16 protein-coding genes and 3 pseudogenes are annotated in these 25,911 nt (G+C 67.8%); 5 read left to right on the forward strand and 14 right to left on the reverse strand.

Features of this window, described 5'->3' with window-relative positions; all coding sequences use genetic code 11:
* The 3 genes from ACFZAX_RS33480 to ACFZAX_RS33490 all read left to right on the forward strand — a co-directional run.
* Nucleotides 1-1,662 (forward strand): hypothetical protein (locus tag ACFZAX_RS33480; RefSeq protein WP_390966446.1); only part of this gene is annotated, 1,662 nt, incomplete at its 5' end.
* Nucleotides 1,663-1,946: 284 nt separating this feature from the next.
* On the forward strand, nucleotides 1,947-2,108 hold the full coding sequence (locus ACFZAX_RS33485) for a hypothetical protein (protein ID WP_390966448.1): 162 nt from the start codon (nucleotides 1,947-1,949) through the stop codon (nucleotides 2,106-2,108).
* A 2-nt stretch (nucleotides 2,109-2,110) separates the two neighbouring features.
* On the forward strand, nucleotides 2,111-3,139 hold the full coding sequence (locus tag ACFZAX_RS33490; protein ID WP_390966450.1) for a hypothetical protein: 1,029 nt from the start codon (nucleotides 2,111-2,113) through the stop codon (nucleotides 3,137-3,139).
* 417 nt (nucleotides 3,140-3,556) lie between these two features.
* Here the strand turns inward: ACFZAX_RS33490 and ACFZAX_RS33495 are convergent, their stop codons facing one another.
* Both ACFZAX_RS33495 and ACFZAX_RS33500 read right to left on the reverse strand, forming a co-directional pair.
* Nucleotides 3,557-6,079, reverse strand: coding sequence for an N-6 DNA methylase (locus tag ACFZAX_RS33495; protein WP_390966451.1), 2,523 nt, complete (start codon nucleotides 6,077-6,079; stop codon nucleotides 3,557-3,559).
* Entirely contained in the window at nucleotides 6,055-6,810 is a 756-nt protein-coding gene (locus tag ACFZAX_RS33500) for a type I restriction-modification system subunit M N-terminal domain-containing protein (protein ID WP_390966453.1), read from the reverse strand. Before ACFZAX_RS33500 ends, ACFZAX_RS33495 begins: the two co-directional genes overlap by 25 nt.
* A 372-nt stretch (nucleotides 6,811-7,182) precedes the next feature.
* On the opposite strand from ACFZAX_RS33500, the gene ACFZAX_RS33505 reads away from it, so the two are divergent.
* Nucleotides 7,183-7,698 carry a transposase family protein gene (locus tag ACFZAX_RS33505; protein WP_390966483.1) on the forward strand — a complete coding sequence of 172 codons (516 nt, stop codon included), beginning with the start codon at nucleotides 7,183-7,185 and terminating at the stop codon, nucleotides 7,696-7,698.
* Nucleotides 7,699-7,954: 256 nt separating this feature from the next.
* Here the strand turns inward: ACFZAX_RS33505 and ACFZAX_RS33510 are convergent.
* The 9 genes and pseudogenes from ACFZAX_RS33510 to ACFZAX_RS33550 all read right to left on the reverse strand — a co-directional run.
* Nucleotides 7,955-8,074: pseudogene (locus ACFZAX_RS33510) on the reverse strand (3-hydroxyacyl-CoA dehydrogenase family protein); the annotation flags it as partial.
* A gap of 683 nt (nucleotides 8,075-8,757) precedes the next feature.
* Nucleotides 8,758-9,402 (reverse strand): DUF6461 domain-containing protein, encoded by a 645-nt coding sequence (locus ACFZAX_RS33515; protein ID WP_390966455.1) that lies wholly within the window; start codon nucleotides 9,400-9,402, stop codon nucleotides 8,758-8,760.
* Nucleotides 9,403-9,487: 85 nt separating this feature from the next.
* Nucleotides 9,488-11,440 carry a hypothetical protein gene (locus ACFZAX_RS33520; protein WP_390966457.1) on the reverse strand — a complete coding sequence of 651 codons (1,953 nt, stop codon included), beginning with the start codon at nucleotides 11,438-11,440 and terminating at the stop codon, nucleotides 9,488-9,490.
* A 641-nt stretch (nucleotides 11,441-12,081) separates the two neighbouring features.
* Nucleotides 12,082-12,489 carry a transposase gene (locus ACFZAX_RS33525; protein ID WP_390966459.1) on the reverse strand — a complete coding sequence of 136 codons (408 nt, stop codon included), beginning with the start codon at nucleotides 12,487-12,489 and terminating at the stop codon, nucleotides 12,082-12,084.
* A 298-nt stretch (nucleotides 12,490-12,787) separates the two neighbouring features.
* A complete protein-coding gene (locus ACFZAX_RS33530) occupies nucleotides 12,788-13,126 on the reverse strand; it encodes a helix-turn-helix domain-containing protein (RefSeq protein WP_390966461.1) in 339 nt (112 codons plus the stop codon).
* 557 nt (nucleotides 13,127-13,683) lie between these two features.
* A pseudogene (locus ACFZAX_RS33535) lies at nucleotides 13,684-13,875 on the reverse strand (DUF5996 family protein); the annotation flags it as partial.
* Nucleotides 13,876-13,903: 28 nt separating this feature from the next.
* Complete coding sequence (gene tkt / locus ACFZAX_RS33540; RefSeq protein WP_390966462.1) at nucleotides 13,904-16,120, reverse strand: transketolase; 2,217 nt, start codon at nucleotides 16,118-16,120, stop codon at nucleotides 13,904-13,906.
* Between the two features lie 104 nt (nucleotides 16,121-16,224).
* Nucleotides 16,225-16,746 (reverse strand): hypothetical protein, encoded by a 522-nt coding sequence (locus ACFZAX_RS33545; protein ID WP_390966464.1) that lies wholly within the window; start codon nucleotides 16,744-16,746, stop codon nucleotides 16,225-16,227.
* A gap of 852 nt (nucleotides 16,747-17,598) precedes the next feature.
* Complete coding sequence (locus tag ACFZAX_RS33550; RefSeq protein ID WP_390966465.1) at nucleotides 17,599-17,817, reverse strand: DUF5133 domain-containing protein; 219 nt, start codon at nucleotides 17,815-17,817, stop codon at nucleotides 17,599-17,601.
* Between the two features lie 456 nt (nucleotides 17,818-18,273).
* On the opposite strand from ACFZAX_RS33550, the gene ACFZAX_RS33555 reads away from it, so the two are divergent.
* A complete protein-coding gene (locus ACFZAX_RS33555) occupies nucleotides 18,274-18,855 on the forward strand; it encodes a hypothetical protein (RefSeq protein WP_390966467.1) in 582 nt (193 codons plus the stop codon).
* 773 nt (nucleotides 18,856-19,628) lie between these two features.
* Here ACFZAX_RS33555 and ACFZAX_RS33560 read toward each other — a convergent pair.
* The 3 genes and pseudogenes from ACFZAX_RS33560 to ACFZAX_RS33570 form a co-directional block, all read right to left on the reverse strand.
* Nucleotides 19,629-21,506: a chitobiase/beta-hexosaminidase C-terminal domain-containing protein gene (locus ACFZAX_RS33560; RefSeq protein ID WP_390966485.1), complete on the reverse strand. Its 1,878-nt coding sequence runs from the start codon at nucleotides 21,504-21,506 to the stop codon at nucleotides 19,629-19,631.
* 108 nt (nucleotides 21,507-21,614) lie between these two features.
* Nucleotides 21,615-22,073: pseudogene (locus tag ACFZAX_RS33565) on the reverse strand (hypothetical protein); the annotation flags it as partial.
* Between the two features lie 576 nt (nucleotides 22,074-22,649).
* Nucleotides 22,650-24,737 (reverse strand): SpoIIE family protein phosphatase, encoded by a 2,088-nt coding sequence (locus ACFZAX_RS33570; RefSeq protein ID WP_390966469.1) that lies wholly within the window; start codon nucleotides 24,735-24,737, stop codon nucleotides 22,650-22,652.
* Between the last annotated feature and the right edge of the window lie 1,174 nt (nucleotides 24,738-25,911).

Below are 25,911 nucleotides of genomic sequence, written 5' to 3' on the forward strand. Positions count from 1 at the left end.
GAACAACACCCACAACTCATCCGGTACCAACCGCTCAACCAGATCCGTCATGCACAGACCAACGAGCCCTCACGCCATAAGAAACGACGTCTAAGACTGGCTTCCCCCCTTCGCGAAAAGCTCAAGGCCGTGGTGTTCGACGCGAACGCCTACGGCTACGCGCGACCTGACCTCGACTACTTGGAGCGCCTGGCCGCGCGACTTGCCGGCGTAGGCGTCAAGACCTGGATACCCGAGACCGTCGCTTGGGAGTGGGCCGAACACCTGGTACTCGACTGGCAGATCCTGAAGAGTGCCGCGTCCACCGAACGTTGGCGACTCCAGCAGGCTGGCCTCAGCATGCCCGTGTCGGACTACCCAGACCGCGACGAGGTGATCGCGGCGGTGCTCGCCAACCTGGCGAAGATCCCCAACGTGGAGATCATCGAGCTCACTGGTCGAAGTGCGATCGAAGGCTTGAAGGACCAGGTCCTTCTCCGCTCCCCGGCCAAGCTCAAGGGAGCCAGGGCAGCCGACCCCAGCACAGGGGACAAGGAATCGCGCGGGGTCAAGACTGGCGCCAGCGACAGTGCCTGGATCCGCGACGTGCTGGAACGTGCCGCCCCGGACGAGATTGTCATCGTCAGCGGCGACCGTGACGTACTGGCCGCCTTCACAGCCTGGAACAAGCCAGCGCCGGAGATGCGCCGACTTGAGGACCTCAGGCCCACCCTCTTCGACTTCACCGTGGACGATGGCCACGCACGCTCCGCCGTCATCCGCTACTTCCGTGATCAGCTACCGGCACAGCTGGATAGTGACCCGATCGGCATCGGCCGAATCGAAGGGCTCGAACGGGCCTACGCCCGCACCCGGAGCGGCGACGGCACCAGCATGAGCAGCTACGGCGCAAGCGTGACGCACCTTCTTGCGCTGGCTGAGGTCGACGACGTCATGATCGAAGTAGACGAGCCCTCCGCGTCGGCCGCGACCCGCCGCGGGAACCCGCGAGTCGACCCCGGCACAGCCAGACGCGAGACCGTCTACGCGACGGTGGAGTTCCTGGCTTCGGGGGAGACCACCGTGCAGTCGCTGTGGAATGGCGGTGACCCCGAGGTTGAGGTCATCTCGATCCCCAACGTACTGGTGCGCGCGCACCTCAGCTTCGAGTTCGCCGACGGAGTCATCACCTCCATGGATGCCGACTCCGAGGCCGACGCCGTGATCCTCAATGACCTCTACTGGGTGGAAGACGAACTGGAAGAGTCGCTGGTCGAGTCGCTGAACAGGGTCCTTGGAATCCGCCTCGACCTCAACCGTGACTCGTTGAACGGCCTGGAGATCAGCATTCCGGGCACGGACGCCCATGTCGAGCTCACTATGAATAAGTACGGTGACGGCCGATGGGATGCAGAGGTCACCCTCTGGACCGGTGGTGAAGAAGTTAGGACCCGTGAAGGCGCCGTGAACGCGGAGTGGGCCCCCTCGCCTGGGTGGGATGACACGATCGGATCCCCCTCAATGGCCGCCACCGCTGCGAATGTCTGGGGGGAAGGCGTGTACGCAGACCACGGTCTCGTGTCCCTGGCCGCCTGGCTGATCGAGCGCATCGAGTGGCCCCGGTTCCCGACACCCGCGGCCCAGCCCGAAGAAGCCGCGGGCGACGATCCCGCCGGCGACTGACAAGCCCCATGTCGTAGTTCCTGCTATAGCCAGAGCGGCGAGGTCCCCTTGTGTCGACTCTCAACGAGGGACGGCACAGGGGGACCTCCTCGCGATTCTGGAGCTCTCCGGATTCATCGGCATCATCACTGGTTAGGTTCCTCCGGCGTGGGGAGCGGGAGGCTTCCCCGCGAGGTTTCCTGCGGATCTCGTGGGGCGGCGTGAGTTCATGCATGAGCAGCACCATCCCGCGCTCATGCGGCTGGGCTGCACTGCTGGACAGACGTCAGAAAGGGACCGAGCACGTGAACTCCAACCCCACCGGACGCGACCGAGGACGCATCTGGGTGCTGCTCGTGGTGGCGGCCGGCGCGGCCGTCGCCATGCAGAGCGAAGCATGGGCGAGCGCCGTTGGAACGGCGGTCACCCTCTACGCCGTCCTCACCACCGACAGCCAGAGGAACTGACCATGGTCCGCACGAAACCGTCCGACGCACACCTCCTCCTGGTCCGTGCCCTCACGGCACGCGGGCTCAAGGCCACCACCACACAGGTGGAGCGCTGGCAGCAGCACGCCTGGCTCCCGAACCCGGCGACGTGGTTCGAGCCCGCACCCCCGACGCTCCGTCCCCTGATCCTGGACCGCGCTCTATGGCTTGCGGAGAATACGCGAGCAGGCCGCAGCATCGGATGGTGGGGGTGGGTCTTCTGGGCCGTCGACGGAACCCCCGACAGCACTCAGAGGCTTCGGGCTGCCATCATCGCCGCCTTGGAGCGACCGCTGAGGCGGGCAGGCGTCGGAGAAATCCCGAGAGGGAACTCCGACCGGGCATTCCAAGGCCGAGCAGCCGCTGCTGCGAAGATGCTCCCCAACCGCCTCCCGCCCCGGCGCAACCGGGACGAGGAATTGCGTGAGCATGCTGCCGAGGTAGGGCTGAGCATGCCGGCCCTTGCCGAGTCCGACATCCCGACGGTATTCCACCCCGCCCTGCTGGAGGCAGGGGCCCCACTTCTCGTGGGCGGCGGAGAAGACCTCGGGGCCGAGGGACTGCTGGACGCCCTGACGACGGCTCTCCCAGATTATCCCGAAGCTGTCGAGAACGTGCGTCAGGTGCTCCGCCGGGCCGAGCTTGCTGGGATCGACCTCATGGCAGTGCACCCACTAGCTCAGGGCGTCAGGGGCATGGTGCGCGCCATTGAGGCAGCCGATGATAAGGACCTGTGCAATGCCCTGTGCGCCTGCATGATGGCAACGGTCATCCTTCAGAACCTGATGCCCCGTGCTCCAGAGATGCCGGAGATCATGTCGCTGCTGACAGGAGACCCGATGTGGCGCTCGTGGGCAGTGTCCGGTGGGATCCTCCCGGACGGAGCACCCGGCTTGGCTGCCGTCGCACTGAACACCTACCAGTACCTGTCCATGCCGGATTGGGCCGCGGAGCTGGACCGATATTCGATGTTCATGTTCGCTCTGCACCTCGCCAGCGAGGACGGCTGAGCACTGCGGAGGCGGCCTGGCTGCGAAGAGCTCACGCTACGGGCAATGTCCGCACGCGCCGATACCGTCTCGAAGACGGCCATCGTTCCCAACGGTCACGGCTGTCCATGTGGTTACGACGTCTTAAGGGCTGTCCCGCCGTTCGAGCGGCAAGGCTTATCCGGGGTCTTGCTCCAGTGTGGCCCGGTGCCGCCAAGGGGCTCGCGGAGAAGGCCGCGGTCGACGAGCGTATCTCCGAGGCCGAGCGCGACTGCAGGCCCTGCACAATTCGTGAACCAGTCGCCGTGAGATTGGCTGACCGTGCGCCGCCGGATCGCCGTACTGCTGTGCGCGGCGATCGGGCCCGAGGTGTATTCAGCGGCTCTCCGTATTCCCGGTCGATCGGGTCCCGCCCCCGGCGCAGCCGCGTTCCCGACACTACTCGGGCGGACCGTACGTCATCTCCAGCGAATGCTCTTCGAGGCTGCGGAGGATCAGTTGGTCGCCCCGGACCTCATTGAGCAGGAATAGCTCCCGGGTCCGACACTCTTCGCACAGGCTGACGACAGCGAACGGCCAGAGGTCAACCGGAGCCCCGTACGGGGCGCTGTCCACGTAGATGCGGTCGGGCCGAAGCGGCTGGGTACTCGACCGCTCGAACGGCTCCCAGCTCGGATGGCTGCCCCTCAGCCGGAGCCCGACTATCCGGTACGAGCCCTCATCGAGGTACTCGCAGCGCTCCACCCAGTCCCAGTGCGTCCCAGAGAGCCAGCTGACCGCACTGATCGCGCGCACAACATGGGGTTCCAACCGCTCGACGTCTTCTGCCAGTTGGTGGCTGGCGCGGACGCCGTGAGCGTGGTGCGAGGTGTTCCTGAAGTCCTTGATGTGGCCCAGGAAAACGCGTGCGTTGCCCCGGTCGTGCACAGTGGCGAGCTGTTGGATGCGGGGCGTGATTCCTTCCGCCTCCAGCCGATCGAGGATCCAAAGCCATGTGCCGAAGGTGGCACCGGTCCGGAACTGCTTGCGCAGGTTCCGGGAGAAGCCGTTCGAGGCGGCCAACTCGGTGAGTGCCAGCACGCCCAGCACTCGGGCCAGACCCTCGCCCAGCTTGAGTAGTCCGTCCTTCCGCTCCGCCGGATGCGTGCTGACCCGGTACCGACGGGACAGCGCGGCGGCGTGGTAAGGAAAGCTCCACTCAGCGCGCGAGATCGGGTCGTCTAGCGGCCGCACGAGTTCGCCGATCAGGCCAGCCTCGTGGGCAGCGGCCCTGATCTCGTTCCGAACCCCCTGGACGTCCCGTTCGCCGCTACCGAAGACGTTGGGCAGGATTCCCGACATCGTAGTCCGCAGTGCGCGTCGTCCCTCCTGCACTGTCTCCAGGAGACTCTCCACCTCGCTGTCAGTCACCAGGTCGACGGGGACGTGCGTGTCCAGCAGATCGCGAGCGCTGGGGTACAGACCGTTGTCCTTGCGGGAGTTCAACCACTCACAGAGCGCCTGGCCGCTGCCGCGGAGCGGCTGCAACACGAAAAGCGAGGTCGCCGCCTCGCCGAACCCCTGCGGTAGCAGACGCCAGTTCCCCGGCCGTCCGACGAGCATGCCGCCCGAGCACAGGGTCAGCGTCAGCCCATCCTCCGGCGCGTCAGGGAGCTCAACGGCTGAGTCCGCCTCGTGGAGATACTGGGCACGCAGGTGCTTGGGCCGGTCGGTGCCATCCTCCTGCTCCTCACCGCGCTGCGGTGGGTGAACCCGGGTGGTCTCCAACCGGGCAAGGTTGCGCAGCAATTCGAATTCGCCGTCGAGTTCCGGCCGGTAGAAGAGCGCGGGTGGGATCTCGCAACCCACCCGCGTCTTGCTGTCGTCGATCCAAGCGTCCGGGGCGGTCGGGTGTACTTCGCGTCGGAGATGGTCGCTCGGATCCACCTGCAGCGGCAGGTGGACGAACTCGCGCAGCTCGGGATCCGGCTCGTACGCCTCGCCGATCCGCTGCGGCTCTCCGTCGCGATCGCGCATGCCGACGGCCTTGCGGACCGCCGCCTCGAAGACCTTCCCGCGCGGCCAGCTGACGCCGGCCGAGGCAACCGCCCGGCGCAGCGCCGTGACGGCCTCCTGGCCCCTCGTCCACGTTGAGCCGACCAGCGGACGCAGGGCGGCCACCAGGGCAGCAGGATCACGGGTCTTCTGGATCAGGCGCGATTCGGCGAGCCGAGTCAGGACCTCCTCGGACAGCTCGTACCGGAGCCGAAGTGGTTGATCGACTGTGACGCGCTGGTACATCAGTTCGTGGGTGGAGACCACGCGGACCCGGTCATCCGGATGCTGGGCCAGGTCGGCGGACATGGCGTCCAGGTAAAGCCCGGTGATCTCGGCGATCTGGTCCGACGTGATGTATTTGCGCTTCGAGCCGACGGAACGGCGCAACTTTTGCCACTGGTCCTGAGCATTCAGCAGCAGTACCTGGCCCCTGCGCTGTGCCGGCTTGCGGTTGCTGAGGACCCACAGATAGGTGTTGATACCGGTATTGGGGAAGAGGAGATCGGGCAGCGCGACCACGGCCTCGAGCCAGTCGTTCTCCACGATCCACCGCCGGATGTCCGATTCGCCGGACCCTGCACCCCCGACGTACATTGGGGAGCCGTTGAAAATGACCGCGATTCGGCTGCCACCCTCGCCCGAGGCGCTCACCGGCTTCATCTTTGCCAGCATGTGCTGCAGGAAGAGCAGTGAGCCGTCGTTAATCCGCGGAAGACCGGCACCGAAGCGGCCTGCGAAACCGAGTTCCTCATGCTCCGACCGGACCGCGTACTCGCTCTTCTTCCAACTGACGCCGAACGGCGGATTGGCGAGGAGGTAGTCGAAGGCGGTTCCCTGGTGCCCGTCCTCTGTGAAGACGTTCCCGAAGGTGATCGTCGAGGCTCGGCGGCCGCTGGTCATCATGGTGGCACGGGAGATTCCCATGACTCCCGGTTGATCTCCTGGCCGTACAGCGTGACATCCGCCCGCGGGTTCATCGACGCGATGTACGAGGCCGCCTCGGTCAACAGGCCGGCCGTCCCGCAGGCCGGATCCAGGATGGAGCGGAAGGCATGCGGCGTCGTCAGGACGTCCGAGTCGGCGGAGACGAGGAAGCCGGCCATCAGGTGGGCGACATCCCGGGGGGTGTAATGCTCACCGCTCACCTCATTGCCGCTCTCCGCGAACCGCCGGACTAGCTCCTCGAAGAGGCCCTCCATGTGGTCGTCGGTGATCGTCTGCCCAAGGTCGATCGCAACGAACTGCGCGACGATGCGGTAGAGGAGTCCGGCCTGGGATAGGCGCGTGACGGTCCGCTCGAACTCGAAGCCTTCCAGCAGCTCCCTGACGTTCTGGGAGTACCCGTTGATATACGCTAGGAGCGACTGGTCGGCGTTCTCCGGATCGCTGAGCACGCTTTCCATGGAGAACCGGCTGGAGTTGTAGAAGGGCCAACCCGAGGTGGCCGCCAGGCGCTGCTCCCGCTCCTCCCCGCCGACAGCGCGCTCGGCCTCATCGAGTACTGCCTGCCGGCTCGGGGCCAGAAGGCAGTCCAGCCGGCGCAGCACCGTGAACGGCAGGATCACTCGCCCGTACTCGGAAGACTTGAAGTCGCCCCGCAGCAAGTCGGCCACCGACCAGACGAGCTTGGACAGATGCCCGGTGCCGTCACTCATGCCGTCCTCCGCAGGTTGGCGCCCTCGATTGGGCTGATCATCCTATAGCGGTGGCCAGGCCGGCCCACGAGGAACACGGGACGCCGACATGCCGGTGGCGGTACCTCAGGGCTTCGGCGTAGTCGCGTGACGCCCGGTTCGTGGCGATCTGCCGTCTCATCGGCGCCCTGGGAGCGAGACAGGCACGGCTTCCAAGATCATGGAGTTCTCTACGCCCCGTGATCCGAGTGGAAGATCGTGCCTGCCGACGCATCGTCGCTGATCCCGCCTGCCCTTGACCAACTGCGTGAGAGTCCGCAGGTCGGACCGGAGGAAGTTTCGAGCCTGCTGGAGCGGTTGGCCGAGGTGCCGGACCCTCGTGATCCACGCGGGGTGCGACACCGCCTGGCCGTTGTGCTCGCACTGACCGCGTGCGCGGTGTTGGCCGGAGCGACCTCGCTGCTGGCGGTCGGCGAGTGGATCGCCGATGCCCCGGTGCACGTGCTGAAGCAGGTCGGCGCCCACCCCGACCCGCTTCTGCCCAGGCGGGTCCTGCCCGCGGAGACCACGGTCCGCCGGCTTCTGGCCCGCGTCGACGGCGATGCACTGGACCGGGCTGCGCGGTCTGGCCGTGGACGGCAAGAGTCTTCGAGGCGCGGCCAGGGCGAACGGCCGGAAGATCCATCTGCTCGCGGCCCCGACCGTCTTCGGCCGGCGGTCCGCGAGCCAGCTCCCGACCGCTCGCACTGGAGCACACCATCGGCCTTGTCCTCGCCCAGCTGGACGTCGGCGGGAAGACCAACGAGATCACGTGCTTCCAGCCGCTGCTGGACACCGTCGCCGACCTGGCCGGCGTCGTGGTCACCAGCGACGCGATGCACACCCAGCGCGAACACGCCGGCCCCGTAGGGCGACCGCCACCGCGCGGCGCCGATCTCCATGAGCGCAGTGTAGGAATCGTTTCGATCCGCGGTCGCCCCGAAGGGCGACCGCCACCCGCCTCCGATGACATCGCTACGACAGCGCTGAAAGGCTCACGGCTTCGAGCCCGACCTCCCGTGCCGTCGCTCCATGGCGCTCCGGCATGGCGGCGGCCTGGTAGCAGCAGGCGAGACCCTTTGGGTATCTAAACGGTCCTGACCTGCGGCAGCCCGCCGACAGGCCGTCATGCGTACGGGGAGAACCCCGCCCCGGTCTTCCGGCCGAACCGCCCCGCGTCCACCATGCGCAGGAACAGCGGGGGAGCGGCGTACAGGGGCTCCTTGTACTCCGCGTACATTTTGGCCATGCGGCCGTAGGCGTGGCGTGGCCAGCTATCCTCAGGGTTGTCTTAACGGATGTTGGTGGATACAAATCGCGACAATGCAAACCGGCAGGTCCGTCTGTCGTTCCTCGGGTAGGGCTGCGCCTGCCGTAACTGTAGGAGTGATGTCCGGCCGCACCAAGTGAGTAGCTGTTGTCGTTCCGATCTCGAGGGGTGGGCGTCGAACGGGAGTCTCGTTCGGGTGATCGCGGCTGGCTGTGGGCATGAAGGCAGGGCCTCTTGGTAGCTCGGGGTTGCGAAGCCAACCGAGATCCAGGAGACCCTGTTGCCGCAGTTGTACGTGCTCGCGCCGGTGGAGTTCAACTCGGCTGCTCTGTCGTGTGATTGTGTCGCTCACCGGTTCAGGAATGCGGCCGACCATCCGGAGCGTGTTCGGCGGTAGCCAGGGTCAGAGCTCGGCTGGCCTTCCACGACCGCAGCTCCTGATCATGCATGAGATGCCCACGCTGGCGATTCGCTGGCATACCGAAAAGGACACGGCGCCCGACCCGATGGTTGCAGCCCGCCCATCGATTGCGGCCTGCGGGGACCATCTTTCGGCCCCGGGCTCGCCTTGAAAGGCCCACGTCACAGGTCTACAAAACAACTTTGCCGGGGCCCTGGATTCCTCGGGGGCGTGACCGGACCTCTCCAGGTACTCGTGATCACCAAGAGGTTGGTGGCGAGGTGCGAGTGATGACGCCGGGAAGTCGCCCGCTCTCAATCTCGTGCCGCGGTAGCGATAGTCCGAAGTGATCTCCAATGACCTTCAGCACTCGGCGCTTCTCCTCGCTGGTTGGCAACTCCTCGTCGGCACCGAGTAGGTCGTCCATGGAGTCTTCCGGAGGGATGACCCCGGCCGCCTCCAGCGCCGGACGCAGGAGGTCGGGCTGTGCTCCGGCAGGGTCATAGCCGGCACCCAACTCGAAGTGCAGCTGAACGTCCCCGTCGGCCAGGTACCGGAAGATGGAGGGCGGGTCATCTGGTCGCGGGTCGAAGACAAGGACCTCGGTGCCACGAGACACGGCCGGATCCAGGGCCCATCCTTCGCTCCCCCCGCTCTCCACGATGAACGACCAGTCGCCGCTTCGGCCAAGACGGCCAACGCAGTAGATGTGCGCGAGGTCGACCATGGCTGACGCTTCCGCGACGGTCATGGCGGGGGCGGCCTGGACGAGTTCGTGGTCAGCCATACGTTCGGCGAGCGCCTCTGGGCTCAGGCCCCGGGCGCAGGTGATGTACAGCTCGGTGGCGCTCACGTTCGCTCCGCGCCAGGCTGCTGCAATCCATGCGAGGCCGTCGTCGGGCATGGTTGTTACCTCTTTCTCTTGCAAGGCGGGGCTGGTGGGGCACGGCGTGAAGCGGTGCCGTGCCCCACCAGCGGTCAGTAGCCTGTCACGCCTTGGGTACGGTGCAGGTCACGGTCGTCTTGGATGCATCGCAGTGCGCGAACTGGGGGAAGTCCACCCAGTACGGGTCCTTGTCCAACAGCCGGTACTTGCCCGAGAAGCCTCCGCTGAAAGCTCCGCCCATCGAGGTGGAGTTGATCCATCCCGACATGGCTGAGCGGCCGCACTTCTCCGTCCATGAGGGCGCGGCCTGGCGGACGTCGTCGTACAGGTGCCATTGGCCCTGCGCGACTCGGGTGGCATAGGTCTGCACGCAGTCGTTGCCGGTATCGACTTCGTTCGTGCCACCGGGCATGCCGCCGGAGTTGTAGGTGGAGGCGTAAGCGAACTCGTCACATGATGCCTTGTCGGTCGACTGAATCTCCGGAACGGTGGTGGCGTCCGGGTTGCCGTAGGTTGCCGCCCATCCGTCGGGGCAGATCACCTTCCGGTTGGCGTCCGGGTCGCGGCCAGGTGCGTTCTTGTCCGCGGACGGGAGGAAGAACAGGGGCTTATTGGCTGTCTTGCTCCCCGGGTGGGTGGGAAGCTTGGACTGGATCAACCATGCGTGTGCCACTGCCGGCGGCGTCTTGTCAAAGTTCATCACCCACGTCGGAATGTACTTGTAGAAGGCGCATCCCGGAGTGGAGGACGAAATCTTGTCGCAGCGGATCTGCGCGCCATCAGCTTGCCACCGAGTGGCAGACGCGTTCGCCACGGGCGAGTAGGCGCTAATCTTCGTCGACAGGTCCAGCGTGTCTGCGCTGTTCGCGGCGCTCCAGGTGTGGTCGATCTTCCCGATCGCCGTGTGCGAGAACGGATCGGCAGCCGACCACTCCAGCGCGCCATCCCAGGATTGTGAACCGTTCGAACACACGTCAGCCATGATGCAATCGAACCGCACGTCCAGTGTCACCGAGACGAATTTCGGGTCGATCTCCACTGGGACGAGAATGAGTTGCTGCGTGAAGGTCGCAGAGGTCCCCGACAACTTCACTTCCTGGCCCAGCACCCATGAGGCGTTCAGAGTCTCGCCTGTGGGCTGTCCGCTCTCATCGACAACAATGCCGACGTACTCGTACGTGAAGGTGGAGATGCATGCCTCATACCGCTTGATGTGCGAATCGGCGTAGGTGTTGCACCAGTCGACCAGATGGGGCAGGTCGGCCGCGGCGCCCGTGGTGAGCGCGTCCCGGGTCTCCTTGCTTCCATCCGGAACCAGCCGTGAACACGGCTGAATCCCCTTCTCCTTGTCCAGTGTGCCGCAGCTCCAATCGGAGTTGGCACTCCGTCCGATCGGTGGCACGGTCGGGTCAACTGAGGCCATAGACGGCTGTGGAATCGTCTGAGGCTCTTGGTAGTCGTCCTCGTTGAGTGTCGGGGCGTCCTTGTTCGGCTCAGGGAGAGCGATGCTCACCGCCCTGCCCCGCGTATGGAACTTCGACCATGATGACCAGTCAGTTTCGTAGAGGGTGCCGTCGAAGGCACTGGTGCGGAAGGCATAGGTGGTGTTCGTCTCGAGGTCGCCGTACGCGAGGGTCACCGACGCCGTTCCGCCCGACGTCACAAAGTTGGACACGAGCACGCCGAATGAGGCGGGTTGGCCGGTGTCAGGGTCGGTGAGTTTGACCTGAGCGTTCGGTGTGCCGTCGGCGTTCGTCGTGTAGACCTCGAAGGTCAGGTCCGCAGTGTCGCCGTCGGCGTCGGTGACAGTGTTGCTCAGTGTGGGTGTGGTGCGATTGACTTGCCACACACCGGCCGAGTCCTTGGTTCCCGGACCGGCCTTCTGGTTCTTTCCAGATACGGGCCTGTTGGCATTGGCTGCCGCAGCCCTGGTGACCGACTCCGGGCCTGCCGCGGGGCGTGACGAGGGCGCATAGTCCCAATTAGGGCTGCTATCGCCGGTGTCGGCTGCGGCTATGTTGCCGGACCCCATGAGCAGGATGGCTGCGGCGCCCATTGCAAGCCGCGCAAGGAAGAGTTTCCTTCTGGAAATTCCAGTTCGTATGGACCTACCGGACAAGACGTGTCCTTTCTGGCCCTGGCCTCAAATTTGAGGCAGGGTTTGATCGGTCAACTGCGTCGTTCCGGACCTTCCTACGGGCCGATTCGACCATCCAGCAAGGGTGTTAAACCGGGGCACACTCCCTTAAGGGGAGTTGATGGATGTGACACCAGACACGGTTGTAGCGGATGCGATCACGAAGCTGTGGGGATGCTGTGAAGGAAGAATTATTTCCTGGTGCAATGTCGCTGTATGTCGCACGAGTTGTGTCTCCAACCCTCAATGGGCGGACGTTTCCCGTGGGGCGCGTATCAGGACCCAATCCTTTGTCTACCTGCGCTGGACGAGCACTGCTCCCGACCATCCTGAACGACAGGAGGAAAGAGGAGATTCTGGTGCAGCCCAGCCAGATTTGGACTCCTCGCGCACGTCACTTCTCGGTACCTTCTCCGAGGTGAACACACTTCGGAAACTGGCCCCGTTCGCGACAGCCTGTTTGGCTACCCCCTTCCTGGCGTCGTCTCCGGCAGCCGCAGCCGATCGCGACTTCTGCGGGAGGACCGACTCGGGCGCTATTGATCAGAAACTCATGGGGTTCACTCGTCGAGGGTGTAGCGGACGTGCGGGGCTTTGAAGTAGCTGGTGATGATGTGGGGTTGGCGTTGTCGGAGGTGGAAGAGCCTGCGGGTCTCGGAGGCGAGTCCGGTCCGGTTCCTGGCCCGGTGGGTGTGGGGCAGCCTGCGTTTGAGGTCGGCGTTGACGAGCTTGTCCGGATTGAGATCGGGTGAGTACGAGGGCAGGAAGTGCAGTTCGATCTCGTCCTGGTGGTCGGCGAGCCAGGCCCGGACGGTCTTCGAGTGGTGGGCCGAGTGCCGGTCGACGATCAGGTGGTTCCGGTCGAAGTGACCGACGACGCGGGCGAGGAAGCGGCACATGACCGTCACGTCGAACGACTCGGTGAAGACCATGAAGTGCATCCGGCCCTTGGTGCTGAACTCGGACATCGCGTTCACGGAGAACCGGCTCCCGGTGCGGCGAACCACCGGTGTCTCCCCTTCATGCCCCAGGTGCGGCCGGTGACCTGGTCCGAGCGGATCCCGACCTGGTCGGCGAACAGGATCTCGCCCTCATCAGCCTTCGCCCGGGCGTGGATCGCCGGCCAGGTGGCCTCGTGCCACGTCCGGACTGCTTCCGGATCCTGTTCGACGGCCCGTTTGTTGGGCCGCTGGAAGGTCAGTCCTCAGCGCTTGAGGTACTTGCCGACCCTGGGATTGGTGAAGCGGACTCCGTGCAGCTTGAGGATCAGCCGGCCTGTCTGCCCCCGCGTCCACAGCTGGCCTGAAAGCCCTCGACCGGACGGCGTGTGGTCGAGAACGGTCTGCCGCCGCACGGGGCCTGCTCGGTCTCGGACAGAACCTGATGCTCACCCGCGCGCCGGCCCCGCGGCCGGAACGGCAGCGCGTCCCGCCCGCCGTCCTGCCGCCTCGTCCACCAGTTGTCCACGGCCCTGACCGACACCCTGAACAGAGCGGCAACCTCTACCCGGGCCCGGTCCTCCACCAGCGCCGACACCGCCAGCAACCGCACAGCCTCCTGCGTGTCTGGCGACCAAGTCCGCGCATACCTCACCAGATCACTCACACACCATGAAAGAGCCCGAAATTAAAGCATTTCGGGCTAATATGCCCGTTTCGCTTCGCCAAGATCGGTCCGACGGTCGGTCCGCGTGGGACATGACGAGGTATCGTCGGGGTTGTCTTAACGGATGTTGGTGGACACGAATCGCGACAATGCAAACCGGCAGGTCCGTCTGTCGTTCCTCGGGTAGGGGTGCGTCTGCCGTCACTGCAGGAGCGATGCCCGGCCGCACCAAGTGGTCGATCCACAGCTCTGGTCAGAGTAAGGCGAGCGGGGCCAGGCCCCTGATGCCGGTCGAGCGCGACGGCCACCGGACGCGCCCCTGACGACTGCTGCGTATTGCGCTGCTCGTCCTGCCCTCCACGGGCAGGACGACGGCGTCCAGGGCCAAGGGAAACACGTCAGGAATACCGGTGGGTCGGCTCGTCGTTCCTGGTCCGCGTGAAGGCAACTGGTCAGCCGTTCGGCCTGGTTGGTGGCCGTGGAGTCGTACCCCACCCAGCGAACCGGTCGGCAGCCGGGCGGGAGGAGGTCTGCGGTCCTGGCGTGTCGGCGTCCCTTCACAGTGCCTTCGGCGGCACCCGAATCCGGGGGTCGGTCACCCCGTTCCGGCACAGTCGGTCCGCGGGCCAGCCCGCAAGACGCGCGCCCGCCGCGTAAGCGCTGTCGTAGAACCTGAGGATGGCGGCGCCAGGATCCGCGGTGGCGCGCACGTCGTCGTAGGGGAGCAGGGCGAGGTGTGCACCGTTGCTCTCCGTCCATCGCGCGGCGGTGGGCTGGTCAGGGGCGGTCGCCGGTGCCGGTGACTGTGGGGGCGGAGGTGTGCTGGTGTCCTCCGGGGCGTGGTGCTCGCTGGGTGTCGCGGATGCTGTCGCGGGCGGCCTCGGCGACCGCGTCCGGGGTGATGCCGAATTCGGTGTAGAGGCGCTGGTAGTCGGCGGAGGCGCCGTAGTGCTCCAGGCTGACGATGCGTCCCGCGTCGCCGACGAGGTCGCGCCAGCCCTGCCCGACGGCGGCCTCGACGCCGACCCGGCCGCGGACGTCCGGTGGCAGGACCTGGTCCTGGTAGTTCTGGGGCTGGGCGGCGAACCACTCCCAGCACGGCATGGACACCACCCGTGCCCCGATGCCGTCGGACGCGAGCTGAGCGCGGGCCTCCAGGGCGATGTGGACCTCGGAGCCGGTTCCGATCAGGATGACGTCCGGGGCCGCCTCGTCGGGTGCATCCGCCAGGACGTACCCGCCTCGGCTCGCCCTGCTCGCGGGGGAGTACTGTCCGCTGTCGCGGTCCAGGACGGGCAGGTTCTGGCGGGACAGGATGAGCCCTGCGGGGCGGTCGTCGTGTTCGAGGATGGTGCGCCAGCAGGCGGTGGTCTCGTTGGCATCGGCCGGGCGGACCACGTCCAGGCCGGGGATGGCGCGCAGGGCCGCCAGGTGTTCGACGGGCTGGTGGGTGGGGCCATCCTCGCCCAGGCCGATGGAGTCGTGGGTCCAGATGTAGGTGGCGGGCAGTTTCATCAGCGCGGCCAGGCGGACGGCGGGGCGCATGTAGTCGGAGAACGTGAGGAACGTGCCGCCGTAGGGCCGGGTGAGGCTCTGCAGGGCGATTCCGTTGAGGATCGCGCCCATGGCGTGCTCGCGGATCCCGAAGTGCAGGGTCCGGCCGTACGGGCCGCCCTTCCAGTCCTTGGTCTGCCGGTTGGCCGGCACGAAGGACGGCTCGCCGTCCATGGTGGTGTTGTTGCTGCCGGCCAGGTCGGCAGAGCCGCCCCACAGTTCCGGCAGCTCCGGCGCCAGCGCGCTGAGGACCGCGCCCGACGCGGCGCGGGTGGACATGCCCTTCTCGCTGTCCGCCGGGAAGGACGGCAGCACGTCGCTCCACCCGTCGGGCAGTTCCTGCCCGCGCAGCCGGTCCAGCAGTTCGGCCCGGTCCGGGTGGCTCTCCCGCCAGGCGGCGAATGTCTCGTCCCACCGCGCGTGCGCCTCGCGACCGCGGTCGGCGGCTTTCCGGGTACGGGCCAGCACCGCGTTCTCGACGGTGAAGTGCGCATCGGGGTCGAAGCCCAGCACCCGCTTGGTGGCGGCGACTTCGTCCTCGCCCAGAGCGGCTCCGTGCGCCTTGCCGGAGTTCTGCTTGTTCGGGGCCGGCCAGCCGATCAGCGTGCGCAGCATGATCAGCGAAGGGCGGCCGGTCTCCTCCCGCGCTGCGCGGGTCGCCGCCAGGAGCGCGTCGACGTCCTCGACATAGCTGCCGGTGCGCATCCAGTCGACGGTCTGCACGTGCCAGCCGTACGCGGCGAAGCGCGCGGGGACGTCCTCACTGAAGGAGACGTCGGTGTCGTCCTCGATCGAGATGTGGTTGGAGTCGTAGAACACCGTCAGGTCACCGAGTTCCTGGTGCCCGGCCAGGGACGCGGCCTCGGAGGCGACCCCTTCCATCAGGTCACCGTCGGAGGCGATCACATAGACGTGGTGGTCGAAGGGGCTGGTGCCCGCCGCGGCGTCGGGGTCGAGGATGCCGCGTTCACGGCGGGCGGCCATGGCCATGCCGACCGCACTGGCCAGGCCCTGCCCCAGAGGGCCGGTGGTGATCTCCACTCCGCGGGTGTGCCGGTACTCCGGATGCCCCGGCGTCGCCGAACCCCAGGTCCGGTACGCCTCCAGATCCGACACCTCCAGCCCGTAGCCGGCCAGGTAGAGCTGGATGTACAGGGTCAGGCTGGAGTGGCCGCAGGACAGCACGAACCGGTCCCGGCCCAACCACTGGTCATCGGCGGGATCGTGGCGCATGACGTTCTGGAACAGCAGGTACGCCAACGGGGCCAGGCTCATCGCCGTTCCCGGGTGACCGTTGCCCACCCGCTGCACCGCGTCGGCCGCCAGCAGACGCACAGTGTCCACGGCGCGTACGTCCACCTCGTCCCAGCCCACGCGCTGGGCCACCGGCTGCTCCACCGACCTGTCGCCCCACGCCGTGGTGGACTGCTCGTTCGTCATGCGATCGCTCCTTCGTCGGGCAGGGCGGCTGCGATGGCCACCATGCGTTTCAGGTTGACCGGGGCAGGGAACCGGTCACCGCCGCAGGCTTGGGCTGCGGCGGTTCACCGAGTGTCGGCGGCCTTCGGCCGCAGCGTGCGGGCGGCCGTCGTGGCACGCAGTTCCTCAAGCGTGGCGCTCTGCTGCTCGGCACGTTCCAGCAGCGTGTCCAGCGTTTCGGCGGACAGCCGTTCGTCGGATTCGGCCACGGCGCGCAGGGTGCGCCAGCAGGCTGCCTTGCCCAGGACGCCCAGCAGCATCGACTCCGCTTCCAGGACGTCGCTCAGCGGGGAACGAGAGAGCAGATGCCCGTTGGGCTTGAGTCGGCCCGCCTTCTCCGCGACCCATCCCAAGGCCGCCTTGGAACCGCTGAGTGAGATGCCCAGGGTTTTCATGATCGCGGCCAGCGCGTCGCGGTCCTCCTCGATCTGCCGGGCCAGGTCCTCCAGCACGGCCGCTTCCCGTGCGTCCGGGCGCGCCTTCGCGGCGCGCCGGAACAACTCCAGGCCGCCGGTGGAACCGGTGTAGTGGTCGTTGAGGTAGATCCCCAGAAGGTCGGTGCTTTCGGACGCATCGGGACCAGACATGTGCGAACCTCCGGAAATCGCAACGGGGCGAGGCAGCAGCGGGGCGGGGCGAGCCGCCGAGGGCGCTGCCCTGCCGGCAAGAGGGTGGAACCGTAGTTACCCGCCTCCCCGCTTTCGCCTCCCTCATACTCACCACAGCGCCCGCCGTCCCCCGGATGCCCGAAAGGCCCGAGGGCGGACGAAGCCGGCCAGAAGCACGGCTCGCGGGGCTGGGCGGTTCGCTCTCGGCCCCCAGCGACTACGCACAGGAAGCCGGTAGGTGAGGCGCGGCAGCCTCCTTTCGGGTCCTGTGGCCTGCCGCCCGCGGAGGCCATCGCCGACGTGCGGGGTCGGGCAACAGGTATGAGTGCCTCGGGGACGTGAAGCCTTTGAAACCTCCAGCCGGTCTCCACCCGGTCGCAAGTGGTGCCGCGGCGACAGCGGTCCATCTGGCCCGGTCCGGGGAACTCGAAAAAGAGAACGCCGAGCGTCTCCTTGCCGCCGTCACCTCGCAGCTCGCAGACCATCCGGGTCGGTGCGACCTGCGGCTGCACCGTGGTGGTCCGGGCATGGTCGACTCCGTGGGCTGTCGACGCCTTGGGCGGCCCACCGCCGCCCCGGCGAGGCCGGAGGCCGACGCCGGGCTCTCTCGATCACGTCACCGCCGACCCGGACCGCCCCCGGAACCGCGCCGGAACCATGGAATGCCTCATCGGGCCCCGGCCGGCCTCCGCCACCCAGGCGCTCCGTAAAAGGGGCGGTGACCAGTAGCGCCGCGACCGCTGTCAACGTGCCGATGCCGGAGGGAGCCGGAGGAGTGAACCTGGTACGCCGACGGCCGACGCGGGTCGTCGCAGTGCTGTGCTCCTCGGCTCAGGCGGACATGAGGGTTCCGGTCGTTTCGCCGCACGCGAGGCGAGTTCGGGCCGCGTCGAGTGCGGACTCGACATCACGAGTGCCAGTGGAGACGCACAGCGTGTACTCCACGTCCTCCAAGCGCCGACGCTCCCGCGCGTCCTCCGCCGCTGCGGAGCGGAGCGATTCGTACCGCTCGACGAGACCCTTCAGTACCACCGGGTGAGCCATGAGCACAGCAGTTCTCCTTCCGGGCCAGGGCGTCCATCCGCGCTCGGCCTGCTCCACCACGTACCCGCAGACGCCCCCCTCATCCGTTCGCTCGCACACGGCTTGCACCTCGCCCCCACCCCAGGCTTCAGGCACGGAACCCCGCCCCAGTGCCCGGCGCCGGGCGGGCGGCGCCCCCGCCGGGTCTGAAGACGAGCCGCTTTACCCGCGGATCGTGGGTGGTCGGTGGTCGGTGGTCGGTGGTCGGTGGTCCGCAGGGCCGAAGGCGTCGGCGCACGTGTCCGCCCCGGGGTTCGCCGCGTCCGGCGTCCGCTGTGGGCTGCACCGTGCGGAGGCTCCCGTCGTTCGTGGCGCGGCCCGCGTAGGCCGAATGCGTCACACCTGTGGTGCCCCGGCCGGACTCCGGCGAGCGTAAACACGGCGTCCGCGCTCGTGCGGGCCTTCTCGGTAGAAGGAGCAGCAATGTCGGAACGCAATACCGCCCTGCGCAGTGTCCATGATCTGGGGATGGCAGCGTGGTTCGGCGGGTCCTTGATGGGGGCTGTCGGTCTGAACGGGGCCGCCCGGGACCAGGGTTCCACGGCGGCGGAGAATGCCCGGATCGCGAGTGCCGGCTGGACCAGATGGATGCCCGTGAACGCCGCGGCGATCGGCGCGCACCTGATCGGTGGCACAGGGCTGCTGGCCGCCAATGCCGCCCGGGTGCAGACCCAGCAGGGTGTCGCCGCCTCGACTCTGGCCAAGACGGTGCTGACCGGGGCGGCCCTGGCCGCGACCGCGTACTGCCGGGTTCTGGGCAAGAAGCTCGAACTGTCTGCTTCCGACAACCCGCGCGACTTGGAGAAGGCGGAGGCCCACCCCGTCGACCTGGACAGAGCCCGCACCCACCTGATGCTGATGCAGTGGGCCGTGCCGGCCCTGACCGGCGCCATCGTCGTGCTGAACGCCCTGCACGGAGAGCAGCAGCGCCCGGTCCAGCAGCAGGCCGGCATGATGCGCAGGGCCGCATCCCAGGTCCAGGCCCAGCTGCCCCACCACTGCTGACCCGGTGGTCCGGCTCTCCCCGGACGGCGAGTAACGGTATCGACGGCGAGTAACGGTATCGCTTGGGGCCGATGCCGGAGGAGTGAACCCGGCACGCCGAACGTGCGCCCTCGGCGGTGGCGACCGGTCGGGATGGAAGGTCTCCTTCGACGTTGCCCTGATTCGACGTAGCTGGGCCCCGCCATTGAGAGCTCCTGGGTCTCCGCCGTCACGGCGGCCGCCCGGGAGTGTCGGCTGCCCGCGCGGCGACCGCACGAGGCTGGGCGTACGGAGGGGCTTCCGACTGCGAGCTTCGACGGTTCGGTGCGCTACGGAGGGACGGCACTCCGTCGTCACTCCGGTCAGCTCGGAGGACCGTCGGCCGCGGTCCTCCGGCCGCCGAGGCCGAGGTGCATCTGTCGGTCCGGCCGCCGGAACCAGATGCGATGCGTGACCTGCGGCGTCAGTGAGCTTCCTCGGGTAGGGGTTGCGTCTGACGTCACTGCGGGAGTGATGTCCGGCCGCACCCCGAGCGCACCCCTGCACGGCCGAGAAACGTGCACTCCCTCTCCTTCCGTAAAGCGGGAAACTGCGCGAGGGCGAGGGCGGGGCAGTGCTGACCACGGGAGGCTGTCCGCTCACCGTGACGAATCACGCGTCAGATCTCGTACCCCAGCTGGACGTTGGTGTATGACGACCAGCGCCTGGCCCTCGGTGGCGCCGCATACGGCAGACACCGGGGCTCCTCGCAACCGCGAGGAGCCCCGGCCCACCTTTCACGCCGCGTCATCGCCTCATGGGTAGGCGACCACATTGCTGGGAGTGGTGTTCGAGGCGGTCACCGCCCCCACGTCGTTGATGACGTGGGTGATGGTGCCCACGCCGCCGAGTGAGACCGTCAGAGCGTTGTGGAACTTCACGCCGGGCGTGTTGGGCACTTCGAAGGCGTGGTAACTGTTCACCGCGGGGTTGACGTTGAAGTAGCAGTAGCTGCCGAGCCCCCACGCCTCGTGGGTGGTGACGCCCGCGCCCACCTTGTAAGCGGCATACCCGTTGACCCCTGCCGCGCTCATCCACGCGCTCTGATTGGGCACGTCGTACGGCATCTCGTTCTGGAAGAAGATCGTCTTGCCGTTCTGGCCGTTCCAGACGACTTCGTGCTTCTGGTAGTGCTCGACGAAGAGACCGGTCGCCAGGACGCTGCTGCCATTGACGATCACGCCGGTGTCCGCCGTGTTGGTCGTCCAGCCGAAGCTTCCCGCCTTGCCGTGGTCGGCCCGCCAGGCCCAGATATGGTCGATGATCGCGTTGTTGCTGTTGACGATCAGGCTGGTCGTCGCCTTGCCGGCGATCTGGCCACCGATCCGGAAGAACACGTCCTGGATGGTCGTCGGGTTGCCCGCGTGGCTCGCGGACGATCCGGACGGGCCGACGGTCAGCAGCGCCGCCGAGTTGGTGGTTCCGGCGTCGATCAGCAGGCCCTTGAGACGGACTCCGTCCACGTCGGCGACCTGGATCGCGTTGACGCCGTTGTCCGGAACGAAGGTCGGGTAGCCGATGCCGAGGACGACCGTGTCGGGCCGGGTGATGTTCAGCGTCTGGTTCAGGTGGTAGACGCCGGGCGTGACGAACAGGTTGCAGCCCTGAGAAAGGGCGTTGTTGATGGTCGCGGCGGTGTCGCCGGCCTTGACCACGTAGAACTGGCTCATCGGCTGAGAGGTGCCGGGAGTGCTGCCGTTCGCCCAACTCGCCCCCGATGCGTTGGTGCGCAGCGACGGAAGGAACACTCGGTATTTTCCGGCGCCGTCGACGTACAGATACGGCACGTCACGGGAGACCGGGGTGGTGGCCAAGGTGGTCTCGGGCGGGTTGGGGAAGGTGTTCGCGGGAGCACCGGCGGTGCCGGAGAAGACCATGTTCCACACGCCGCCGGCCCAGCTGCCCACGTTGCTGTCCCGGGTGTACCACTGCTGCTGCGAGATGGACGCCGCCTGGCCGCTGACTTTGGTGTCGGCGATGTAGCCGCCGCTCGCCCACCCGTAACTGGCCGGGTAGAGCTGCAGGTCGCCGCGGACGTCGATCCGGCGGAACGGGGCCGCCTGGGCCACGGCCCAACGGTTCCCGCCCACCGGATTGATGGCCAGATTCTCGGCCGAGCGCCAGAAGTTCTGCGTCGCGTTGCCCGCGTCCGAGGCGTTGAAGGCGTCCACGGTGACGTGCCCGTTGATCGTCACGTCGCCCGGATTCTGCCCGAGACCCGCCACCGAGGTGTAGTAGCCGACATTGTCGTCGACGGCGTACGTACCCGGCTTGAAGAGCTGTGCCACCCGGTTCTCGCTGAACTGCGCGGAGGCGGTGTCCTTCATCTGGGCGAACTGCGCGTCGAGCTGCGCCTGAATGGTGGCACTGGACATGCTCGGGTCGTAGATGTGGACGTTCGGGCCGAAGTTCGGCGTGTCCGACTGGGTGGGGCAGCTCGCCGATGCGCCGATCGTGTACGTCGCACTGGCGACGGCGGAGTCGGCGAGTCCGGACTTGATGGCGATGGCCTTGATGGTGGCCGTGGCCGTGACGCTGATCGGCGCGCTGTACGGAGTGGACGCCGCGGTGGGGGTGGAGCCGTCACGCGTGTAGCGGATGCTCGCGCCCGCGGTCGCGTCGGCGAGCGTCACGCTCTGGGCCGATGCGTAGGTGCCCGCCGCAGGAGTGAAGGTGGGTGTGGCAACAGCGCTGGTTCCACCACCGCCCTGGGTGTACGTGAAGTGGGGCGTGTCGTACTGCGGCCCGCTCTTCTCGTAGGTGAACCAGTACTCCAGGACCGATCCGTTGGCGAGCGAGCCGACGGTCTGAGTCCACGTGCCCGCGCTGTTGGTCATACGGACGTTCTGTTGGTTGGCGCTGCTGACCAGGTAGTGCACATCGACGTAGACCGCGGACGTGGTCGGTGTGAACGATATCTGAGCCTGCGTGGAGCTCAGTTGAGTGACGCTCTGGGTGTAGTCAGGCGCGGCTGCCGAGGCGGGAACGGCGCTCTGATCGAGGCCGAGCAGTCCGACGAGCGCGAGGAGGAGCGCACTCAGCAGAGCGATGACTCGGTGCTTCGGACCTGGCAGGGATCTCATGCGGCCGGGCGGGACGGTAGTGCGCATGGGTGGGAGTCCTTTCACCTGGTTTCGTGAAGTGAACACCGGATCAACGCGGAAGACAGGTGCCGACGGTCTCGACACTGTGCAGTGCATCGCCTTGACAACTCTGCATACCTTTGAATCAACCTCTTGAAAACGCTCTCAATCTACGGATGAGCGAGGTGCTGGGGCCGTCAAGGCAGTGTTGAGTGACAACGGTGAACCGTCAAGAAGATGCACAAGCTTCAAGTCCTGAACGCTTACTGCGCGCCCAGTCGCATTCAAGTCCGGGCACAGAGAGGCGAGTTCGCGAGTTGTCGCACCTGGCCTCAGGGATCGACTTCCAGGATTCGGGTCCTGCGCGGAAGGTGCGCCTTCAGGCTGACGTGATCCAACGATGTGCGCGAGGTGCCGCGGCGTACGGTGCGGTTCGGCCGGCCTGCGGAAGGTGGTGGCGACAACGCTGCGGCTGAACGACCAGCAGGTCTCTCACCCCGGCCTTGCGTCTCCGGCTGGAGTCGCGCGGGATGCGGGTGAAGTCGCCACGGGGCGGAGACGGCTTCGGAGGGCGGTCTGACTCCTGCCTGACAGCCGACGCCGGTCAGGTGCCCCCTTCGATGCCGGCCTGGCCAGGACGGGTGGTCAGCGCGCACATCGGCTCGTGGGAAGCGGGTTCGGACGCCGCGTCGCTCACCCCTCGTCGGACAGCGGCACCTCGGCCCAGATGGTTTTGCCCCGTGCTTCCGGCCGGGTGCCCCAGCGGGTGCTGATCTGCGAGGTGATGGAGAGGCCGCGCCCGCCCTCGTCGTCCGCTTCGGCGTGCCGGAGATGGGGGGCTGTGCTGCTGTCGTCGGTCACCTCGCACACCAGGGTCGGCCCGTCGAGGACGAGGCGGAGGCCGATGTCACCGTGGGAGTACCGGACGGCGTTGGTGACCAGCTCACTGACGACCAACGCAGCAGTGAAGGTGTGGGCTTCGAGTCCCCAGGCGGCCAGTCGGCTCTCCACCGACGCTCTCGCCCCGGCCACCGCGGCGGGATCGTTGGGCAGCGTCCACGTCCCGACCCGGTCGGGCCCCAGGACCCGGGTACGCGCCAGCAGGAGGACGGCGTCATTGTCCGCGCGGTGGGGAGCCAACGTGTAGAGCAGGGTGTCGCAGATCTCCTGCAGCGGTCGCGAGGGGGGCATCAGCGCGTCGTGCAGGTGTGCCAGCCGCTCCTCACGGGTGCCCGAAGCCGCGCGGAGCAGGGCCGCGTTGGCCAGTGTCACGACGCAGCCCTCGGGCAGCTCCACGTCTGTCGTGCGGTAGTCCGGCATCCCGCGGCCCAAGGGCGGTCCGGAGGGCACGTCGGCGTACTCCACCCTCCCGTCCGGGCGGGCGAGTACGGGGGCCGGATGCCCGGCGCTCGCCATGGTGCAGCGCCGCGACACGGGGTCGTACACCATGTACAGGCACGTCCTCCCCCGGGAGCCTTCGCCCCCGTCGTCGCGCTGCCGCTGCTCGCCCTCCAGGCGGGTCACCAGGGCGTGCAGACGTTCCAGGACCTCGTCCGGCGGAAGGTCGAGCACCGCCAGTACGCCGATCGCGGACCTGATCTCGCCCATCGTGGCGGCGGCCTGGATGCCCCGGCCCGCCGTATCGCCGGCGACGAGCGCCACCCGGGCCCCGGACAGGGGGATGACGTCGAACCAGTCTCCCCCCGCACCGAACGGCCGGTAGCTGAACGCGGTCTCCACAGCTGGGTGGTCGGTCACCCGGGCGGGCCGCAGGGTGAGCTGGAGGATGCGCGCGGCCGACCGCTCGCGGTTGTACAGGCGGGCGTTGTCCAGAGACAGGGCCGCCCGGTCGGCGAGCTCGGCGGCCACGGCGAGGTCCTCCTCGTCGAAGGCGGGGGCCCGGCCCAGCCGGTAACAGTGGGCCAGCCCCAGCACGACGCCGCGGGCGGCCAGCGGGAGCACCATCAGGGAGTGGGCGCCGAGCCCGACCAGGTCGCGCCCCCGCCGCGGTTCCCGTTCCAGCCAGGCGGTCTGCGGATCGAGGCCGTTGACCAGCCGCGTCCGCAGGTCGGTCATGCTCTGCACGAACGGGGTCGCGAAGGAGAGCCCGATCACCTCGCCGATCTCGGAGATCCCCTCCGTCCCGAGCTCCGGTACGGTGCGCCGCCCGGCGCAGCGCAGCGGTCCGCTCTCCAGGACCGGGCCGGGGGACGCGGCCTCACCGCGCAGTACCGCGTCCAGGACCTCGACGACCACCGCGTCGGCGAGGGCCGGCGCCAGCTCGTCGGCGAGTTCCTGCGCTGTGCGGAAGATGTCCAGGGTGGTGCCGATGCGTCCGCCCGACCGTCTGAGCAGCTCCAGCCGTTTACGGGCCCGTTGGCGGTCGGTGACGTCCACGACCGCCACCGCGATCCCGAGGACGCCGCCGTCCTGATCGGCGAGCCGGAAGCACGAGACCGACAGTGCGGTCTCGGCCCTCTCGGAGTCCAAGTGGCCGGTCAGCTCGACGTCGATCGCCGGTACACCGGTCTCCAGGACATCCCGGAGCACGGCCTCCGTGTCGTCGGTGTAGAAGTCACCCGCCCAGTCGGCGAGGGGCCGCCCCAACGCGCTGATCAGGGGGATCGCATCCACGTGCCGGGCCGCGCCGTTGTACCGCACGAGCCGCAGTTCAGGGTCGAACACGAGGAGCCCGATGGGAGATTCGGTGAAGAGCGCCCAGAGGACCGCGCGGTCCAACTCCGGGCCCGGACCGTCCTGCGCACCCGGCGACACAACCATGACGACCTCCTGCCGACTTCGACGGAGCCGCGCGTGGCCCCTGCGGGAGGATCCCGGTCCGCCCGGGGCTCGGGGTGTCCCGGGCGCGGGCGGGCCGCGCATCGGAGGCGAACCGTGCGCGGCCACCGGAACGGACCGTACGCAGGACGTATCCGCCCGGTTCGCACCGGCATGCGCGTCCCCTCGGCTGTCATCCGGACGGCCCAGCCGCTCGGTACGGTTCGCGATCCGTGGTCGGACTTTCCTTCCTGCTGGGTGCGGACGCGGGGGACCGGCCGTGGCGCGCCGGAACCTCGCTCCTGGCCGGTCTGCTCCGCCCCGAGGCCGCCCCCACCCCGCACCGAGGTCGAACGCCGCCTCGCACCCTGACCCACCCTCATCGACCACGACGGCCGCCTCCCGCCCCCGCCCCTGCCCCGGCTCCCGCCCCTGCCCCGCCTCCCGTCCCTGCCCCGGCTCCCGGCCACCGCCGCCGCCCGTACGGCGACCACCTCGGCGACGGTCGCCTGACCGGACCCACCGGTCGCGCAGCCGACCGCAGGGGGGTGCGACCTCCGCCGCCGATCCATCCCGCTCCGGGTGAGGTCACCGTCCTCGCCGAGAGCCGCCTGCCGGCGGCATCCCGGCCGTGCGTCCGGACCCAGTCGGACGGAGGGTGCGGCGACCGGCCGCTTCGGGCCCAGGACGCCACGCAACGTCAGCGGGCGGACCGAGTCGCGGGGCCGGCGCACCGGGCAGCCCGCGCGGCCGGAGCGTCGACCGCGTCGCCGGTGAGCCCGTACGGACGCGACGTCCACGGCACCGTCGGACCCGGGCGGTGCGGCAGGACTCCGGCTCGGTGCGGAGCGCGCGGCCCTCACCTGCGCGTTCGATTCCGTCGCCGGCTGCGAACGCGTTGATCCGGCCCACTCGCGGCCGGGTGCGAGCAGCGGATCGGAGCGTTCAATTCCGCTCCTGGGTAAGGAAGTTGTATTGACTCGTGCGTCTGCTGTTCATAACATCGAAACATCTGAAGCCAAGTTTGGCTTGATCTCGTCGGCTTCAACGTCGCCGAATATCTGGGCCGAAAGGCCATAGTGCCTTCGTACCGCCTGGATCCCGCTCATCGTTCGTTCTGCTCGATCTCAAGCATCCGCTCATCACGCCCTGCGGCGTGCACGCCCGGGGGAGCCCG

Origin of the sequence: Streptomyces sp. NPDC008125 (genome assembly GCF_042957125.1) — a bacterium.
Lineage (GTDB): Bacteria > Actinomycetota > Actinomycetes > Streptomycetales > Streptomycetaceae > Streptomyces.

Coding starts and splice junctions, on each gene's coding strand:
- tkt (WP_390966462.1), bottom strand. CDS start 16,120: ATGACGAACGAGCAGTCCACCACGGCGTGGGGCGACAGGTCGGTGGAG.
- ACFZAX_RS33495 (WP_390966451.1), bottom strand. CDS start 6,079: ATGGGAATCTCCCGTGCCACCATGATGACCAGCGGCCGCCGAGCCTCG.
- ACFZAX_RS33515 (WP_390966455.1), bottom strand. CDS start 9,402: ATGCCCGACGACGGCCTCGCATGGATTGCAGCAGCCTGGCGCGGAGCG.
- ACFZAX_RS33555 (WP_390966467.1), top strand. CDS start 18,274: ATGTCGGAACGCAATACCGCCCTGCGCAGTGTCCATGATCTGGGGATG.
- ACFZAX_RS33520 (WP_390966457.1), bottom strand. CDS start 11,440: ATGGGCGCCGCAGCCATCCTGCTCATGGGGTCCGGCAACATAGCCGCA.
- ACFZAX_RS33500 (WP_390966453.1), bottom strand. CDS start 6,810: ATGAGTGACGGCACCGGGCATCTGTCCAAGCTCGTCTGGTCGGTGGCC.
- ACFZAX_RS33545 (WP_390966464.1), bottom strand. CDS start 16,746: ATGTCTGGTCCCGATGCGTCCGAAAGCACCGACCTTCTGGGGATCTAC.
- ACFZAX_RS33570 (WP_390966469.1), bottom strand. CDS start 24,737: ATGGTTGTGTCGCCGGGTGCGCAGGACGGTCCGGGCCCGGAGTTGGAC.
- ACFZAX_RS33490 (WP_390966450.1), top strand. CDS start 2,111: ATGGTCCGCACGAAACCGTCCGACGCACACCTCCTCCTGGTCCGTGCC.
- ACFZAX_RS33525 (WP_390966459.1), bottom strand. CDS start 12,489: ATGTCCGAGTTCAGCACCAAGGGCCGGATGCACTTCATGGTCTTCACC.